The sequence below is a fragment of the Staphylococcus americanisciuri genome, from assembly GCF_024814435.1.
Lineage (GTDB): Bacteria > Bacillota > Bacilli > Staphylococcales > Staphylococcaceae > Staphylococcus > Staphylococcus americanisciuri.
Genome location: NZ_JANUXY010000001.1, coordinates 72,354 through 87,503, shown reverse-complemented (window position 1 = coordinate 87,503; position 15,150 = coordinate 72,354). Strand labels below are relative to the sequence as shown.

15 protein-coding genes are annotated in these 15,150 nt (G+C 36.0%); 5 read left to right on the top strand and 10 right to left on the bottom strand.

The features are described 5' to 3' along the window. The first annotated feature begins 144 nt into the window (after positions 1 to 144). A complete protein-coding gene (locus NXS11_RS00425) occupies positions 145 to 513 on the top strand; it encodes a transcriptional regulator, SarA/Rot family (protein ID WP_259197723.1) in 369 nt (122 codons plus the stop codon). Positions 514 to 734: 221 nt separating this feature from the next. Here the strand turns inward: NXS11_RS00425 and nucI are convergent, their stop codons facing one another. Next, positions 735 to 1,244, bottom strand: coding sequence for a thermonuclease NucI (nucI, locus tag NXS11_RS00420; protein ID WP_259197722.1), 510 nt, complete (start codon positions 1,242 to 1,244; stop codon positions 735 to 737). Between the two features lie 143 nt (positions 1,245 to 1,387). Between nucI and NXS11_RS00415 the strand changes: the two genes are divergently transcribed. Further along, on the top strand, positions 1,388 to 1,582 hold the full coding sequence (locus NXS11_RS00415) for a hypothetical protein (protein WP_259197721.1): 195 nt from the start codon (positions 1,388 to 1,390) through the stop codon (positions 1,580 to 1,582). A gap of 296 nt (positions 1,583 to 1,878) precedes the next feature. On the opposite strand, the gene NXS11_RS00410 is transcribed toward NXS11_RS00415, so the two are convergent. The 8 genes from NXS11_RS00410 to ezrA all read right to left on the bottom strand — a co-directional run bounded on the left by NXS11_RS00410 (position 1,879) and on the right by ezrA (position 11,300). Beyond that, complete coding sequence (locus NXS11_RS00410) at positions 1,879 to 3,075, bottom strand: acetate kinase (protein WP_259197720.1); 1,197 nt, start codon at positions 3,073 to 3,075, stop codon at positions 1,879 to 1,881. 84 nt (positions 3,076 to 3,159) lie between these two features. Continuing rightward, complete coding sequence (locus NXS11_RS00405) at positions 3,160 to 4,098, bottom strand: class I SAM-dependent methyltransferase (RefSeq protein WP_259197719.1); 939 nt, start codon at positions 4,096 to 4,098, stop codon at positions 3,160 to 3,162. 369 nt (positions 4,099 to 4,467) lie between these two features. Further along, positions 4,468 to 5,082, bottom strand: coding sequence for an RDD family protein (locus NXS11_RS00400; protein ID WP_259197718.1), 615 nt, complete (start codon positions 5,080 to 5,082; stop codon positions 4,468 to 4,470). A gap of 9 nt (positions 5,083 to 5,091) precedes the next feature. Then, positions 5,092 to 6,078, bottom strand: coding sequence for a signal peptide peptidase SppA (gene sppA, locus NXS11_RS00395; protein WP_259197716.1), 987 nt, complete (start codon positions 6,076 to 6,078; stop codon positions 5,092 to 5,094). A 176-nt stretch (positions 6,079 to 6,254) separates the two neighbouring features. Further along, positions 6,255 to 7,022, bottom strand: coding sequence for a TSUP family transporter (locus NXS11_RS00390; RefSeq protein ID WP_259197714.1), 768 nt, complete (start codon positions 7,020 to 7,022; stop codon positions 6,255 to 6,257). Positions 7,023 to 7,053: 31 nt separating this feature from the next. Continuing rightward, positions 7,054 to 8,274, bottom strand: a complete 1,221-nt coding sequence (thiI, locus tag NXS11_RS00385; RefSeq protein ID WP_259197712.1) for a tRNA uracil 4-sulfurtransferase ThiI — start codon at positions 8,272 to 8,274, stop codon at positions 7,054 to 7,056. Next, positions 8,271 to 9,407, bottom strand: a complete 1,137-nt coding sequence (locus NXS11_RS00380) for a cysteine desulfurase family protein (protein WP_259197711.1) — start codon at positions 9,405 to 9,407, stop codon at positions 8,271 to 8,273. The genes thiI and NXS11_RS00380 overlap by 4 nt, the downstream gene beginning before the upstream one ends. Before the next feature lie 192 nt (positions 9,408 to 9,599). After that, a complete protein-coding gene (gene ezrA, locus NXS11_RS00375) occupies positions 9,600 to 11,300 on the bottom strand; it encodes a septation ring formation regulator EzrA (RefSeq protein WP_259198267.1) in 1,701 nt (566 codons plus the stop codon). A 183-nt stretch (positions 11,301 to 11,483) separates the two neighbouring features. Here ezrA and msrC point away from each other — a divergent pair, with 183 nt between their 5' ends. The 3 genes from msrC to NXS11_RS00360 all read left to right on the top strand — a co-directional run bounded on the left by msrC (position 11,484) and on the right by NXS11_RS00360 (position 14,062). Continuing rightward, positions 11,484 to 11,954, top strand: coding sequence for a free L-methionine (R)-S-oxide reductase MsrC (gene msrC / locus NXS11_RS00370; protein ID WP_259197710.1), 471 nt, complete (start codon positions 11,484 to 11,486; stop codon positions 11,952 to 11,954). A gap of 223 nt (positions 11,955 to 12,177) precedes the next feature. Continuing rightward, on the top strand, positions 12,178 to 12,780 hold the full coding sequence (gene rpsD / locus NXS11_RS00365; protein ID WP_259197707.1) for a 30S ribosomal protein S4: 603 nt from the start codon (positions 12,178 to 12,180) through the stop codon (positions 12,778 to 12,780). Between the two features lie 331 nt (positions 12,781 to 13,111). Further along, on the top strand, positions 13,112 to 14,062 hold the full coding sequence (locus NXS11_RS00360) for an ornithine cyclodeaminase family protein (RefSeq protein ID WP_259197706.1): 951 nt from the start codon (positions 13,112 to 13,114) through the stop codon (positions 14,060 to 14,062). Between the two features lie 283 nt (positions 14,063 to 14,345). On the opposite strand, the gene NXS11_RS00355 is transcribed toward NXS11_RS00360, so the two are convergent. Continuing rightward, on the bottom strand, positions 14,346 to 15,089 hold the full coding sequence (locus NXS11_RS00355) for a glycerophosphodiester phosphodiesterase (RefSeq protein WP_259197705.1): 744 nt from the start codon (positions 15,087 to 15,089) through the stop codon (positions 14,346 to 14,348). Positions 15,090 to 15,150: the final 61 nt, after the last annotated feature.

Sequence of the window (15,150 nt, the reverse complement as noted above, 5' to 3'; positions counted from 1 at the left end):
TACATATATAGTCATTGACTTCATCTGTATATTTTAATAATATATGTCTTTATTTTAGCAATATTGAAAGTTTAGCTTTTAAAAGTATAAAAAATTTAATATAATATGTTGTATATTGCATATTGTGGTATAAGGAGTGAAACGATGAAAAAAGGTCACACTATGGATTCTGAGCTTATCTTTTTCTATGAATCCCATCGAAAAAAAATTATTAGTGAAATAAAAAAACAATATGGTCTAAAGCTTAATGATATCTTGTTTCTCTATCATCTTAAATCAGCAGAAAGCCAACGTATTTCACTTCATAAAGTGAAACAATCCATTGATTTTAGCTTGATGGAAGTACATAAATCTCTTACAGCACTAACAGAAATAGGCATTATCGGTAAAGAGCGTTCAAATGAAGACGAACGTAAAGTATATATTACATTTTCAGATGAACAGTATGCTAAAATGGATGAGATTTTAAAAAACTTTGATCAAATCCAAAAATCGATTCTCTCTGATGCGTAATTTATTTCAACCTATCAGTTACACTACCTACACTTTTGCGGTGGAATGGCATGATGAGCCATTCTGCCTTTTTTTCTTTTAGTTTGCAAAAATCACACAATTGCAATGGACTAATGAAGACCATTGTTTCAACTTATTTCGAACTACAATAGTGTCTGATTTTTCACATTGCACAATAAAAAGTCTTTGTACAACACTGTTTTGTGTCGTACAAAGACTTTTTAACGTTCCCAAATATTCAACTGTTTTTTCTGCGCCTCTTTTTGCGCTTGTTCAATCAAGATTCGATATTTGTCATTAGGTGCATAGAACTTCGCACGTGCTAAACCTTCTTTAGCTAACATCACATTAAACATATCATCACCCAACCATACATAAGCTAAGGTTCTACCATAACGATCCGTCTTTTCACGATCATATTCCAATCTCACGGTCTGATTGGTCAAATGCTTTTTCGTAAAATCAGAAGCTTCTTTACCATATGGTTGAACAGGTGTGTTTGGCTTAACGGTTTCAGGTGTATCAACACCGATTAAGCGAACACGCTCATCTTCTTTTCCAGCTTTACTTACAATAATCGTATCACCATCAACGACTCGTTTGACAGTATATGTATCTCCATTCTGCTCTGAATTGATATCAGCAAATGGTCCAGTGTGATTTAAATATTGAAAACCAAATACGACAATCGCAACCAACGCAACAATGATTATAGATAGCTTTTTATTCATGACATCACCTATATCTTTTAGTTTCTGAATTATCATAGTAAATTTATCATCAAGGGTCAAGATATAATATATCATTCTTATGCTAATAAGCGATTTACCTTTGATAGAGAGATGCTATAATAGGTAGCATAGGAGTGAAATACATGAAAACGTTAAAAGATAATTACATGTCACTGTTCATCATTTTTTTTGCTGTTATTCTCAGCCTTACATTGCAGTATCTCTTTAACCTTCCATTAATTGCTGGTGCTTTCATCGGTGTGTTACTCGGAATTATATCTGGCTTTGTACTTCAAAAAATGCGTAACAAAGACGATAAAAATAGCAATTCAAAGTAAACTGCATATTCCTTCATATAATAGCTAAAGAACAGTAGACATCGCACTTAATAGTGTTGTCACTGTTCTTTAAGTCTTCCACTCATTAAAGCACCCCATCTGTTGAAAAATCATTATAAACCAAACATATAATAGAGATTCATCTTGTCTTTCTCCACTGTAATTGGGACAAGTAATTCCAATATTCTTTATATATCCTTTGCAATTTTAGTTTAATTAAAGACAATCTCCTGCTTGAATAAATAAAAACTGCCAACAACATCTATAATTGTTAGCAGTTTTACTTTTATTAAATATTATAAATTACCAAAAGTTACTACGTCACGTGCAATCATAACTTCTTCGTTAGTAGGGATGACTAAAACTTTTACTGGTGAATGCGGGTAATGAAGTTCTGCTTCTTTACCACGTACACCTTCATTTTTACGTGGATCCCAATAAACACCCATGAATTCTAATCCTTCTAATACGCGAGCACGAATAACATCAGAGTTTTCACCAACGCCCGCAGTAAAGATGATGACATCCACACCATGCATACGTGATGCATAAGTACCTATATATTTATGAATGCGAGATGCGAAGATTTCTAGCGCAAGTTCTGCACGTTCATCTCCATCGTTTGCTGCTTGTTCGATATCACGTAAATCAGATGATTTGCCTGTAATTCCTAGTAAACCAGATTCTTTGTTTAATACGTTTAATACTTCTTCAGCTGTTTTGCCAGTTTTTTCCATAATGAATGGAATTAAGGCTGGGTCAATGTTACCAGAACGTGTTCCCATTGTTACACCTGCTAACGGTGTGAATCCCATTGACGTATCAATAGACTCCCCACCATCAATTGCAGTAATTGATGCACCATTACCAATATGACATGAAATCATACGTAATTCTTCAATTGGTTTGTCCAATATTTCTGCTGCACGTTGTGATACATACTTATGACTTGTACCATGAAAGCCATACTTACGAATACCATAATCTTTATAGTAATCATAAGGTACGCTATATAAGTACGCTGATTCTGGCATTGTTTGGTGGAATGAAGTATCAAATACCGCCACGTGTGGGATATTTGGTAATAGTTTTCTAAATGCATTAATACCCATTAAGTTCGCTGGGTTGTGTAACGGCGCTAAGTCCGCTAATTTTTCAATATCACTCACTACTTGATCTGTTACTAATGCTGATTCTGGGAATGTTTCTCCACCATGTACAACACGATGTCCAGTACCATCAATATCATTAATATCATTGATGACACCATGTTTTTGGAAGCTATCTAACATAATATTAACCGCTTCATCATGGTTAGGAATGTCACTCACTTCTTTAATTTTTTCACCGTCAACTTCAATTGTAAAAATTGAATCGTTTAATCCAATACGTTCAACTAAACCTTTTGTGACTAATTTTTCTTCCGGCATTTCGATTAATTGGAACTTTAATGATGAACTACCAGCATTAATCGCCAAAATTAACTTTGACATAGGAACGTCCTCCAGTATATATAAATTTATCCACATCTATTTAACCATTAATACAGTTCTAATTCAAGAGTATCACAGGTTATTTTAATGATTTTCAGTGCGCCACGTTTGGAGTTCCATCAAGAAGTTTTGGAACAATTGTGGGCTCTTGAAATCAGGGATATTGGCTAGAAAAACCTCTACAGGCTTCGTTTTGTTTGATTCTTTGCGTTGTAATATGAGAATTGATTTTTGTGCATTTTTATTTTTAAATAAATTCGCAGGTAAGTTTAAAAATGCTTGCATCTCTGTTTCTGTAGCAATGAAATTTTCTAACTGTTTCACGTGTTCACCTTCAAAAAGCTGTGTTGGCACGACTAAGAATGCATAGCCAGAAGGTTTAAGTGCTGCAATGGCTTGTTCAATCATCAAATAATGCGCATAGCTATGACCTGTAGCAAAACCTAAATTCATTTCATGACTACGCTCATCTAACGGATAATAACCAATAGGCAAGTCACCAACAACGACATCAGCATCTTCAAATGGTAATGGCATAATCGCATCTTGCGGGTACACATCAAACGGTATTTCAAGGAAGTTCGCCAAATGAATACTAACACGTGACAACACTGAATCCACCTCAACTAAATGATGCATGACAGTTACGTCATTTAATACATCATGTATCGTCGCACTTAAATGACCTGAACCACTACCTAAATCGGCAATGTGTAGCATATTTGCATCAGGCTCAAATTGTGAAATTAAAAAGCCAACGACCAATCCAATACTATCTGGCGTAATTTGATGATTCGGTTGAATTTCTTCTTGTTGCAATTGGCTTAAATAAGCAAATTGAAAGGCTTTACGTCTATCTTGGAATGTTGCTTGCTCCAATAATGTACGATTAGTCGCATAGAAATATTCCATCGCTAATCCTAAGTTTTCAATAAAGCTTTGACCGTTCTCTTCGTTTAACGCTTTAGTCTTTTCATCAAGTTGTTGAAACAATTGTTCCATGATTGACGGTGATTGTGTCATAACTTACGCCCTTTCCTAAATCTAATCTTTCTTTTTATATTATCAAATCAATATGCGATAAATACAGTGTCAAGGATTATATCATTAATAGCATGGTACCTTCTATATAATCCTCTCAGATGAACTGAATACATAATCATTACCTACTTTAAGCAGTCGTTATGATAACATGCTTATTCTTAGCATATAAAAAAATAAAGATTGAGACAAGCATAATCCTCATGCATTATCTCAATCTTATTGTTTAACCTATCTCATCTTTAACGTGTTAAACATGGTATAAGCTTAATCATCCGCGTTAAATCCTTATCCAAAAAGATTAACGCGCGTTTGTCTAAAGATAATTTGTGGTGACCGTATTGCCTCATCTTAGTGATACACTTCTTCATTATGACGCTTTTGTGCTTCATTCTCACGGATTTGATTTTGACTTGCTTGAATATGTTTTAAATACTTTTCTTTAATGACAACCGTATCAGCAAAATAATCATGCACTCCAATATGTTTAGGCGTAAAAATAACTGCTAAATACGGCAGTCCCATCATGACATTAGAGATAATACGCCCAACCCATTCACGCATTAACACATCTGACCATGATAGCGATGTAATATCACGTGTATATACTTTAATTCCTAATATCATTTTGCCCAAGGTCTGTTGAAAATATCGTGTCATCAACACAAAATAGGCAAAATAGAAAAGTGCTTTTAACAAGTTTTCAACATTGAAATAAGAAATCCATAATTGCCATTCATTCATACCAGTCAACGCCAAAATGGGTGTTAAAACAAGCTGTGATAGTGCGCCTAAAATAATGAGATCAATGAGGTAACTAAAAAAACGTCTACCAAAACCTGCATATAAAAAGGCATCTAGCTCGTACTGACTCATCGATAGTGGGACAGTTGCCATTGTTGACGTGGCATAACGATTACGTCCATGTGTTGGATTGGCATTGGTAATATTTATTCCTTCTGTCATTCCAAACACCTACCCTTCATATTTATACATTGGTCTCGTTTGTGATTCATTATTTAAGATAGACTTTATTTGATGTACATCTGCACGAAACTCTTTTATGACACTCTTTAATCCAAATAAAGACCCAAAGCCCGCATCTGCTTCATTAAAACTAATCACTTGTGCATCTTCTGCATTGATCGCTTTTTTAAGATCTTTTAATGCTGTTTCTTTATAACCAATTTCATCAACAAGTCCATTCTTCTTCGCTTGTTGCGCACTATATATACGTCCATCAGCTAACGCTCTTACTTGAGACTCTGACATATGACGCCCTTTAACAATAACATTAATGAACTGATCATAACTGTCTTTATTAATAGATTGTAGAATCTCTCGTTCTTCTGGCGTCATTTCTTTTGAAGGGCTCATAATATCTTTGTGCTCCCCTGATTTGATAGTATTTGTTTTGACGCCAAGGCTACTCAATAATTCAGAGTAATCAATCGACTCTGAAATAACACCTATAGAGCCAGTTAATGTTTGCGGACCTGCATAAATTTTATCAGCAGGTGCAGAAATATAGTACCCTCCTGAGGCTGCCATTGTTCCCATTTGAACGTATATTTTCTTCCCTGAATCTTTAACTTCTTTCAGCTTTTGATAAAATTCATCACTCGCATATGTACTACCGCCTGGACTATCAACTGTTAATAAAACACCTTTAATTGTCTTATCTTTTTTGATCGTATCCAGTTGTTTCAGCGCTGCTTGATGATCGTAGCCACTCACTCCGAATAAACCACCAGCGTCTGCGTCAATAATTTCCCCATTAACAGCAATCTCAGCAATTTGTTTCGCAGCATCACCTTCTTTGACAATCACACTAGGTGCCTCTTCTACCAATGAGATTTGTGTACTGAAAAATGATGATGTCAATGTTGTTATTACACTCATCAATATACCACTCAGCACAATCACAACTGCCAATATAATAGCTACTACACGTTTTGACATATTTCTACCCTCTCCTTAAAAAGAATTTCTTTAATCATAACAAATCTTAATCTATTTGTAACACACAGCACAAAAGAATTACATGAGAAGAGACAATTGCCTCACTTATAAAAAATGCACCCCTAAAAGTTAGATTTTTAAGTCCAACTTTTGGGATGCGCCTCACGACTTGAGAGTTAAAATAAATAATCTATAAGGTTCTTTACAATTAAAGCAATCGTAACAATGACAAAAAGAATTTTAACATAACCTACACCATATTTTATAGCAAAACACGCACCAAAATATGAACCAAACACCATGCTTACTGCCATTGTTAGGCCATATACATAATCTACATGTCCAAGAAACATAAACAGTAACAGTGCACCAAAGTTAGAGGCAAAATTAAGCACCTTAGCATTGCCGGCAGCACTTAAAAAATCAAAGCCAATCATTAAGAATGCAAACATTAAGAACGAACCCGTACCGCCGCCTAAAAATCCATCGTAAAAACCGATTAGCAATATCACACCAACAAATACAGTTAACTTTTTCGTCGATAGTTTTTGATATGTACGGATACTCCCCCAGTCCTTTTTTAGCACAGTGTAAATCAACACACAAGTTAGAATGACAATCACCAATGGTTTGAGCAATTCAGCTGGCAAATATACAGCTAAAATTGCACCACATATAGATGCTATAAAGGACAATGGAAATAATTTTGCAACTATTTTCAAGTCTACTTTTCCCGAGCGTAAATAACGTAATGTACTCGTGAGTGAGCCGAATGCACTAGCAAGTTTATTCGTCCCTAACGCTGTAGCTGGTGGCAAACCAACTGCTAACAAAGCTGGTATAGATATCAATCCACCGCCACCAACCACAGCATCAATAAACGCCGCCAAAAACCCGAATGCAATAATGACAAGTAGCATTGTCCAATCCCATTCCAATAACATGCAACCATCCCCTTTATTCTATATTATTAATCTAGAATAAGTCCTCATCCCAAGTTGTCGTTACTTCATCCTGCATTTGATAATTTTTATCGATAACAAGTGTTTCAATATTTGCGACCGCTTCATTCAACATTTCTTCAAAATCAAACCCAGACTCATATTTTAAAACTTTATCATACTGTGGTTCCGTTACTGGATGTTTGGGCGTGAAAATCGTACAACAGTCTTCATATGGCTGAATGGACGTTTCAAATGTACCAATTGCTTTCGCTTTAATGACAATTTCTTCCTTATCCAATGAAAGTAACGGACGTAAAATAGGTGTTGATGTTACAGCATTAATCGCATACATACTCTTCAATGTTTGACTTGCAACTTGACCGAGATTTTCACCATTAACAATCGCATCTGCTTCCACTTGATGTGCCACTTTATCTGCAATGCGTAACATCATACGACGTGTGGAGGTCATTGTATAACGTTCATGAACTACCTTATGGATTTGTTTTTGAACTTCTGTAAACGGCACAATATGTAGCTTGATATTACCGACACGTTCTGCCATAATACGCGTCAATTCAATGACTTTTTGTTTTGCTTTTTCACTTGTAAATGGTGGACTGTGGAAATGAATCGCCTCAATTGTTACACCGCGACGCATCACTTCCATACCCGCAACAGGTGAGTCAATACCACCGGATAACATCAATAGTGTCTTACCACCTGTGCCAACCGGTAACCCACCAATTGCTTGAATATTACGGTCATACATATAGATTGCGTCTAAACGTACTTCAACCATAATTTGGTGGTCTGGTTGACGCACATCAACATGTAACCCAGGAACATTTTTTAAAACTTCCCCACCTACCATGCGTTGAATCGCAAATGTTTCATATTCGAATTGTTTATCACTACGCTTCACTTCTACTTTAAAGCTTTCACCTTCAGCATAATTTTCCGCAAATTTAACGGCATGTTTGTAAACTGCATCCATACTTTTTTCAATTTTTAACACTGGACTAATTGAATGCACCCCGAATACTTTTGAAATTCGTTTCATCATTTCTTCCACATCCGCTTGTGGCTCGAGTTGAATATACATACGGTCACGATTCGCCTTAACCTCATAACCCTGTAATGGCATCAACGCACGCTTAACGTTAGAGCGTAGTTGATTAACAAATACTTTGCGGTTTCCACCTTTTAATGTAAGTTCTCCATATCTTACAAGAATATGATCATATATCATTGTTCTAGCAGCTCCTTAACTTCTTCATAGACTGTGTCAAACGCCTCTTGGAATACTTCGACATCTGATTTTTTTGTATTGTAATCAAAGGATAATCGGATACTTCCTAAAATACGTGATGTTGAAATTCCCATCGCTTGTAGCACTTCATTAACTTTCATATGCTTAGATGAACAAGCACTTGTCGTTGAAATCATTACACCTAATTTTGAAAATGCATTGACGAGCACTTCACCACGCACACCTGGAAATGCAATATTTAAAATATGCGGCGATGCATCATCAGGAGAATTAATATACACACCTGGATATTGTGCAACAAACATTCTGATTTGTCGGTTCACCTCTGTCAACTCAGTCATCATAACTTGACGATGATCCTCTGCTAGACGCACTGCTTTAGCACATGCGACGTCCATTGGTACATTCACCGTTCCACTGCGCAATGCAAACTCTTGACCGCCACCATGGATAATCGTCTGGATATTGTGCATATTTTTTAAGATTAAGATACCTTGTCCCTTCAAACCATTGAACTTGTGCCCACTCAATGCAATGCTATCTACACCATCTGTCACTAGTGGAAACTTGCCCATTGCTTGTACAGCATCCACATGCAAATGTACTTTTGGATAGTCTTTGAGCACTTCTACAATGTCAGCAATAGGTTGAACTTGTCCCATAATATTATTAACTTGCATACACGTTACGAGGATAACATCAGATGACATCAAGGTTTTCAGGTGTGAGATATCAATGCGTCCTTCTTTCGTCACATTAACATACTTTAAGTTAAAACCTTCACTCTCCAATGAACGCATCACTTCCAGAACCGACGGATGTTCTAACACAGAAGTAATCAATGTACGACCAAAGGGTTTCTTATGATATGCTACTCCTTTTAACGCCATATTGTTAGATTCTGTGGCACCACTTGTAAAAATAACTGTCTCATCATGTAGTTGTAGCATGCGCTTAATCTGTGTTCGTGCTTGTTGTAACAATCGAGATACTTCTACTCCTTTATCATGCGGGCTGTTCGGGTTGAAATAAAATTGCTTATTGACCCTCACGTAACTATCGATGACTGAAGCATCAGGTTGTGTCGTTGCCGCATTATCAAAATATAGCATCACTCAAACTCCTTCACTTATTAATCATTCATTCATTGTACTATAAGTAATATTGAAATGAATAGATAAAAACTTCAAAATACGCATACAAGGGCTGCAGCATTAGATATTTATCAATTTTTCCACACATAAAGATAAAGTATCTAAAATAACCACAATGTCTCACTTAGACATCATGGTTATGTTGAATGCTTATGCTTGTTGTGCCATTACTTCACGTTCGATGTGTTGGCTAATACCTGGCTCTACACGTTCCAATGCTTGCTCAGAAATCTCACTTGAACGTTTATAACGGTTGTTTTTGAAGAGTCGTTCTGCTTCATTCAAACTCTTATCTAGTTCGTGGTTATCTTTGCGGTATCTGTTACCGTACTGAATTAACTTCTCAGCATATACCGCATTAATCAATACATCATTCGCTTCGTCTTCAAATTTATTCATTTGAAGTACGACTTTGTTTACCTTGTCTTTCAATTGCTGTACGTTAATTGGACGTTCGCTAAAACGCTTGTTCACATCACGTACTTCATAGTCAATCTCATTTTTCAATATGATGAAACGTTCTGGTACGCTTGTTAAGTTGGAAGCAAGGAGACGACGATAAATCTCTTCTTTTTTGCTTTGAACACGCAAGATATGTTCTTCTGCTTCCGCCTCATCTTCTCTTAACGAAATAAGATGATTTTGTAACTTCTCTTGTTTTTCGTTAATCACAGCAACATGATCTTCAATATATTTCAAGTTATCTTGGACTTCGCTATAGCGCACTGCTGATTTGGACATTTCTGATAAAATATCGTCATACACACCAATTAAGTTTTGAATTTCGTTTTCAAACTGACGAACGTTTTGTACATCACTCTCATTAATATAATAATTTTCACGTACATATTCAATTTCAGTTTGTAACGTATAATTCATATCTTTCGCATGGAATAGCTCATCTGTAATGCGTTCTTTAGATTCTTCAACTGCATTTTTAGACTTCACTTCATGCTCAATCAAATCATACATGACATCGAGTTGATTATTGATTTCTTCTAATTTTTGATTTGCTGAATCAAGTTCTAACTTACTAATCATTGGTTCAACAAAACTCAACTCTGTTTTTAAAGTTTGTAAAGTACTATCTACCTTAGCATGGTCTAAGTCATAACCTTCCACTTTCAGATCACGTACACCATATTTCAAATCTTGGAACTGTCCTGGCAATTCTTTCTGTGCTTCGCGAATTAAGTCGGGAATCTCTGCCATATCTTGCTTTAAATAAGTGATATCATCGTTCAATCCTTTGATATGTGTATAAGCTTCTTGATAGTCACCGGCCTCTTTTAATGCTTGATAACGCTCAATTTCAGGCTCAAACGCTTCAATTTCTTGCTCGAGTGGCGCTGCTGCCTCACCAAATTGATGGCGGTTCGCTAATACATCACGCTTCATCTTACGGTGGCTCGCTTTTGTTTCTTCAAAGATTGCGTCACTCTTTTCATGAATGTTACACACTTCATCTGCCTGCTCTGTTAACGTTTGAAATTTCGCTTCGTATTCATCCATCAAGCCATGTGCATCATCAATTTCAATCTGTGCTTGAGAAAACTTAAACTTATCCAGCGTCACTTCAGCTTCATGTATTTTCTCATCAACAGGTGCCAAATAATCATTTGTTGCTTGCGTCCACTCTTGTCTCAACGTCTCATAACGCTGTTTTGTTTCCCCTGTCAATTGAAGCTGTTTAAGCTTTTCTAAACTTTCATCGTACGACAATTTGTTAAGTTTCTCTCTACGCGTTTCAGCTTCTTGAATCATTGAACGCTTATTAGAACGCATATAGAACAAGATACCAATGCCAATTAAAAGAATAATAATAACCGCTAGTATGATATACAATAACATGTTCACTCTTCTCCTCCTAAATACATAAAACCATTATAACGTAATTTATCACGGCATTAAATCGAAATCTAAAAAAATTCAGGACTTCCTCATATATTTTCTGATAGTATCGAAAAATTGCACCGTCAAAACGAAGAAGATATAATAACTGTAAAATTTTAAGTGTGAAGTGAGTGAAATGAGATGACAATTAAACAGACAGACTATTCTTTAGTAACACGACAACTTGATGCGTTATTAGACGGTGAAACAGATTTTATCGCAAACTTAAGTAATGCATCGGCTCTATTAAATGAAAATTTAGAGCAAATTAACTGGGTCGGTTTCTACTTAATTAAAAACGGAGAGCTAATTTTAGGTCCTTTCCAAGGCAAACCTGCATGTATGCATATCCAAATTGGAAAAGGCGTTTGTGGAACAGCTGTCAAAGAAGATGCCATCCAACGTGTCGCAGATGTCAACACTTTCCCTGGTCATATCGCATGTGATGCTGCAAGCCAATCAGAAATTGTACTACCGATTCATCATAACAATGAAATTATTGGTGTATTGGATATTGATGCCCCTATCACCAATCGTTTTTCTGAAGAAGATGCGCAAGGACTTGCACACTTTGTAAAAACATTAGAACAACATCTATCAGAAAGAAAATAATCGTTAAGCATTGACAAATAAAATCAACATGTTACAATTGACTTTGTGTGAATAAACGAAAATAGCAGTTAAATATTAATAGGCGCTATGGTGTTCCCGAAGCGGGCGTGCCGTGTAACCGTAGCTATGAGGCGAGGACACACAAAACACCATATCCTAATGAGCATTTAACACTCTTTTTTGTTTTTTCATAACAACAAAAAAGAAAAAGGAGGAGTCAATTATGGCTCGATTCAGAGGTTCTAGCTGGAAAAAATCTCGTCGTTTAGGCATTTCATTATCAGGTACTGGTAAAGAATTAGACAAACGACCATATGCACCAGGACAACACGGTCCTACACAACGTAAAAAATTATCAGAGTATGGTTTACAATTACGTGAAAAACAAAAATTACGTTACTTATATGGTATGACTGAACGTCAATTCCGTAACACTTTCAACACTGCTGGTAAACAAGGTGGGGTACACGGTGAAAACTTCATGGTATTACTTGCAAGCCGTTTAGACGCTGTAGTATACGCATTAGGTTTAGCTCGTACACGTCGTCAAGCACGTCAATTAGTTAACCACGGTCACATCTTAGTTGATGGTAAACGTGTTGACATCCCATCATACATTTTAAAACCAGGTCAAGAAATTGCAGTTCGTGAAAAATCACAAAAACTTGCAATCATCGCTGAATCTGTTGAAATCAGCAACTTTGTTCCTGATTACCTTGACTTCGATGCAGACAGCTTAAAAGGTACATTCGTTCGTTTACCTGAACGTAGCGAATTACCAGCTGAAATCAATGAACAATTAATCGTTGAGTACTACTCACGTTAAGATATTGTTTATATTTTCAAAACCAAGATTGGGTTCGTCCTTTCTTGGTTTTTTGCTGTTCAGCTTTTGTAATGGAAATATAATGATAACTACCTAGTTTTAGTTAACATATAGTTTTAGCTAAGTTGAAATAGCTGCCTTCATTTTAGCGTACAGTCCCCTATGATTGTGCGCTTTTTGCATATCAAAACAGAATGACTCATCATGCCATCCCACCTCAAAAGATGTAGATTCATTTTTTGGTCTTTGCTATATCATGCCTAGAATTACTTTTCATTGTTTTGAATATTACCTATACTAGTATTACATGTTGATAAAGGGAGATGTTACGATGAAAGTATTTACTGAAGCGGAAGTAAAAGCTAACTACCACATGGCAGATGCGATATGTGATATTGAACAGCTTTTGAAAAATATGGATGATATTAGCCAAACAACACGTACTGTCATTCCAACAGGTGATGGTGCAAAATCAATGCTATACATGCCTTGTGTCCATCTTGGTAAACAACAAGGCATTATCAAAATTACTTCTATTACACCAGATAACCCGCAACATCAAAGACCTACAACTCAAGCAAATATTATTATTACGGATCTCAAAACAGGTGAACATATTGCAAGTCTCGATGGTAATTATTTAACAAGATTGCGCACGGGCGCTTTAAGTGGAATTGCAACTAATTATATGAGTCGCACTGACTCACAAATTCTTGGCATGATTGGTACAGGTGGCATGGCATATGAACAACTTTTAGGTAATTTAGAAGTACGCCCAATTCAAAAAGTATTACTATTTAACCGTACGATAGAGAAAGCGAAAACTTTTGTTGCACAAGTTGCCGATAAACATCCAGAAATTGAGTTTGAAATCGTATCTGATGTATCCGATCTTGTAAAGTGCTCAGATATTATTAATTGTCAAACACAATCAACAACACCTGTTTTTGATGCTGCTGACGTTCAAAATGGTACACATATAAATGGCATTGGATCATATCGTCCGGAAATGAAAGAAATGGATAATCGCCTCTTTCCAAAAGCATCACACATTGTTTTTGATGATTTAGAAGGTGTAAAAGAAGAGGCTGGAGAATTCATCGAAGCAGATGCTAAAGGTCTCTTTTCTTTCGCTAATCATCACGATGACTTAAAAGGATGCGTAGTAGATGGAAACACCGTACGTGAGAAAGATAGTATCACCATCTTCAAATGCGTCGGTGCTGCTTATTTTGATTTAGCCGTTGCTTTAGGTGCCTGGAATAAACTAAATACCCATTAATTTACAATCAAATACGGGATAAAAAGCAGTAACTGAATGGCGTGAAAAGAAGTTTTGCATTCAATCTTTTCCACGCCTATTCATCCTTGCTGCATGGGAATAGCACACGGCTTGTCGAATCTTGTGGCATGATATCAATTGATAGAAAACACTATCTAAAATAAGAAAAATGATATAAATGGTAGTAGCTTGCCACCATTGTTCAGCTCTATTCAAACGCTAACCGACCATTCACATTCTTCTAACATTGCCGATGTGAGACAACTACGCCCTACTCCTTTTCTTATAGTTTAAACAGTTCATCCGGCATATCAGTGATAATACCATCGATACCCATTTGAATTAACTTTTTAGCTGTTTGACTATCGTTCACAGTATATGGCATAATCTTCAATCCTTCTGCATGTGCACGTGCGATAAATTTCTTGTTAATCAATTGATAATTCGGATTGACAAAATCTGCATATTTCGCTATTTCGCTAAATGTCGGCTGCTTTAGCCAATATTTGCGTTTACTCACCAATACACCATAATGTAGAAACGGCACATTTTCTGATAATCGTTGGATAAATGTATGATCAAATGATTGAATAATTACACGATTCATTGGAAAAGCATGATGCTTTAGCTTTTGAATGATTTGCTCTCCAATATTCGGATAATTTTTCGGTTTCTTTACTTCTATCAATAATGTTTTTGAAAAGTTTTTACATAGCGTCAAAATTTCATCAAATGTCATAATCGACGCATGCTCAGCAAATTCAGTTTGTCGACTAAAATTAAATGCACGTAGCGCCTCTAACGTATAGTCTTTAATAGCGCCCTTTCCATTCGATGTACGATCAATTGTTTCATCATGAATCCCCACCAAAACGCCATCCTGCGTCATATGTAAATCAATTTCTAACATATCAATTTGTTGACTCAATGCTGCTTGATAAGCTGCTTTTGTGTTCTCTGGATAACGTTTTGACAATCCACGATGTGCAATAATTTGAAACGCCTTATTAGGTCGTAATAATCTCATAAATAGTCTTCCTTTCTGCTCAATATTCCCCTACACTTAACATAACATATAATGAAATGGA

Coding starts and splice junctions, on each gene's coding strand:
- NXS11_RS00425 (WP_259197723.1), top strand. CDS start 145: ATGAAAAAAGGTCACACTATGGATTCTGAGCTTATCTTTTTCTATGAA.
- nucI (WP_259197722.1), bottom strand. CDS start 1,244: ATGAATAAAAAGCTATCTATAATCATTGTTGCGTTGGTTGCGATTGTC.
- NXS11_RS00415 (WP_259197721.1), top strand. CDS start 1,388: ATGAAAACGTTAAAAGATAATTACATGTCACTGTTCATCATTTTTTTT.
- NXS11_RS00410 (WP_259197720.1), bottom strand. CDS start 3,075: ATGTCAAAGTTAATTTTGGCGATTAATGCTGGTAGTTCATCATTAAAG.
- NXS11_RS00405 (WP_259197719.1), bottom strand. CDS start 4,098: ATGACACAATCACCGTCAATCATGGAACAATTGTTTCAACAACTTGAT.
- NXS11_RS00400 (WP_259197718.1), bottom strand. CDS start 5,082: ATGACAGAAGGAATAAATATTACCAATGCCAATCCAACACATGGACGT.
- sppA (WP_259197716.1), bottom strand. CDS start 6,078: ATGTCAAAACGTGTAGTAGCTATTATATTGGCAGTTGTGATTGTGCTG.
- NXS11_RS00390 (WP_259197714.1), bottom strand. CDS start 7,022: ATGTTATTGGAATGGGATTGGACAATGCTACTTGTCATTATTGCATTC.
- thiI (WP_259197712.1), bottom strand. CDS start 8,274: ATGATATATGATCATATTCTTGTAAGATATGGAGAACTTACATTAAAA.
- NXS11_RS00380 (WP_259197711.1), bottom strand. CDS start 9,407: ATGCTATATTTTGATAATGCGGCAACGACACAACCTGATGCTTCAGTC.
- ezrA (WP_259198267.1), bottom strand. CDS start 11,300: ATGTTATTGTATATCATACTAGCGGTTATTATTATTCTTTTAATTGGC.
- msrC (WP_259197710.1), top strand. CDS start 11,484: ATGACAATTAAACAGACAGACTATTCTTTAGTAACACGACAACTTGAT.
- rpsD (WP_259197707.1), top strand. CDS start 12,178: ATGGCTCGATTCAGAGGTTCTAGCTGGAAAAAATCTCGTCGTTTAGGC.
- NXS11_RS00360 (WP_259197706.1), top strand. CDS start 13,112: ATGAAAGTATTTACTGAAGCGGAAGTAAAAGCTAACTACCACATGGCA.
- NXS11_RS00355 (WP_259197705.1), bottom strand. CDS start 15,089: ATGAGATTATTACGACCTAATAAGGCGTTTCAAATTATTGCACATCGT.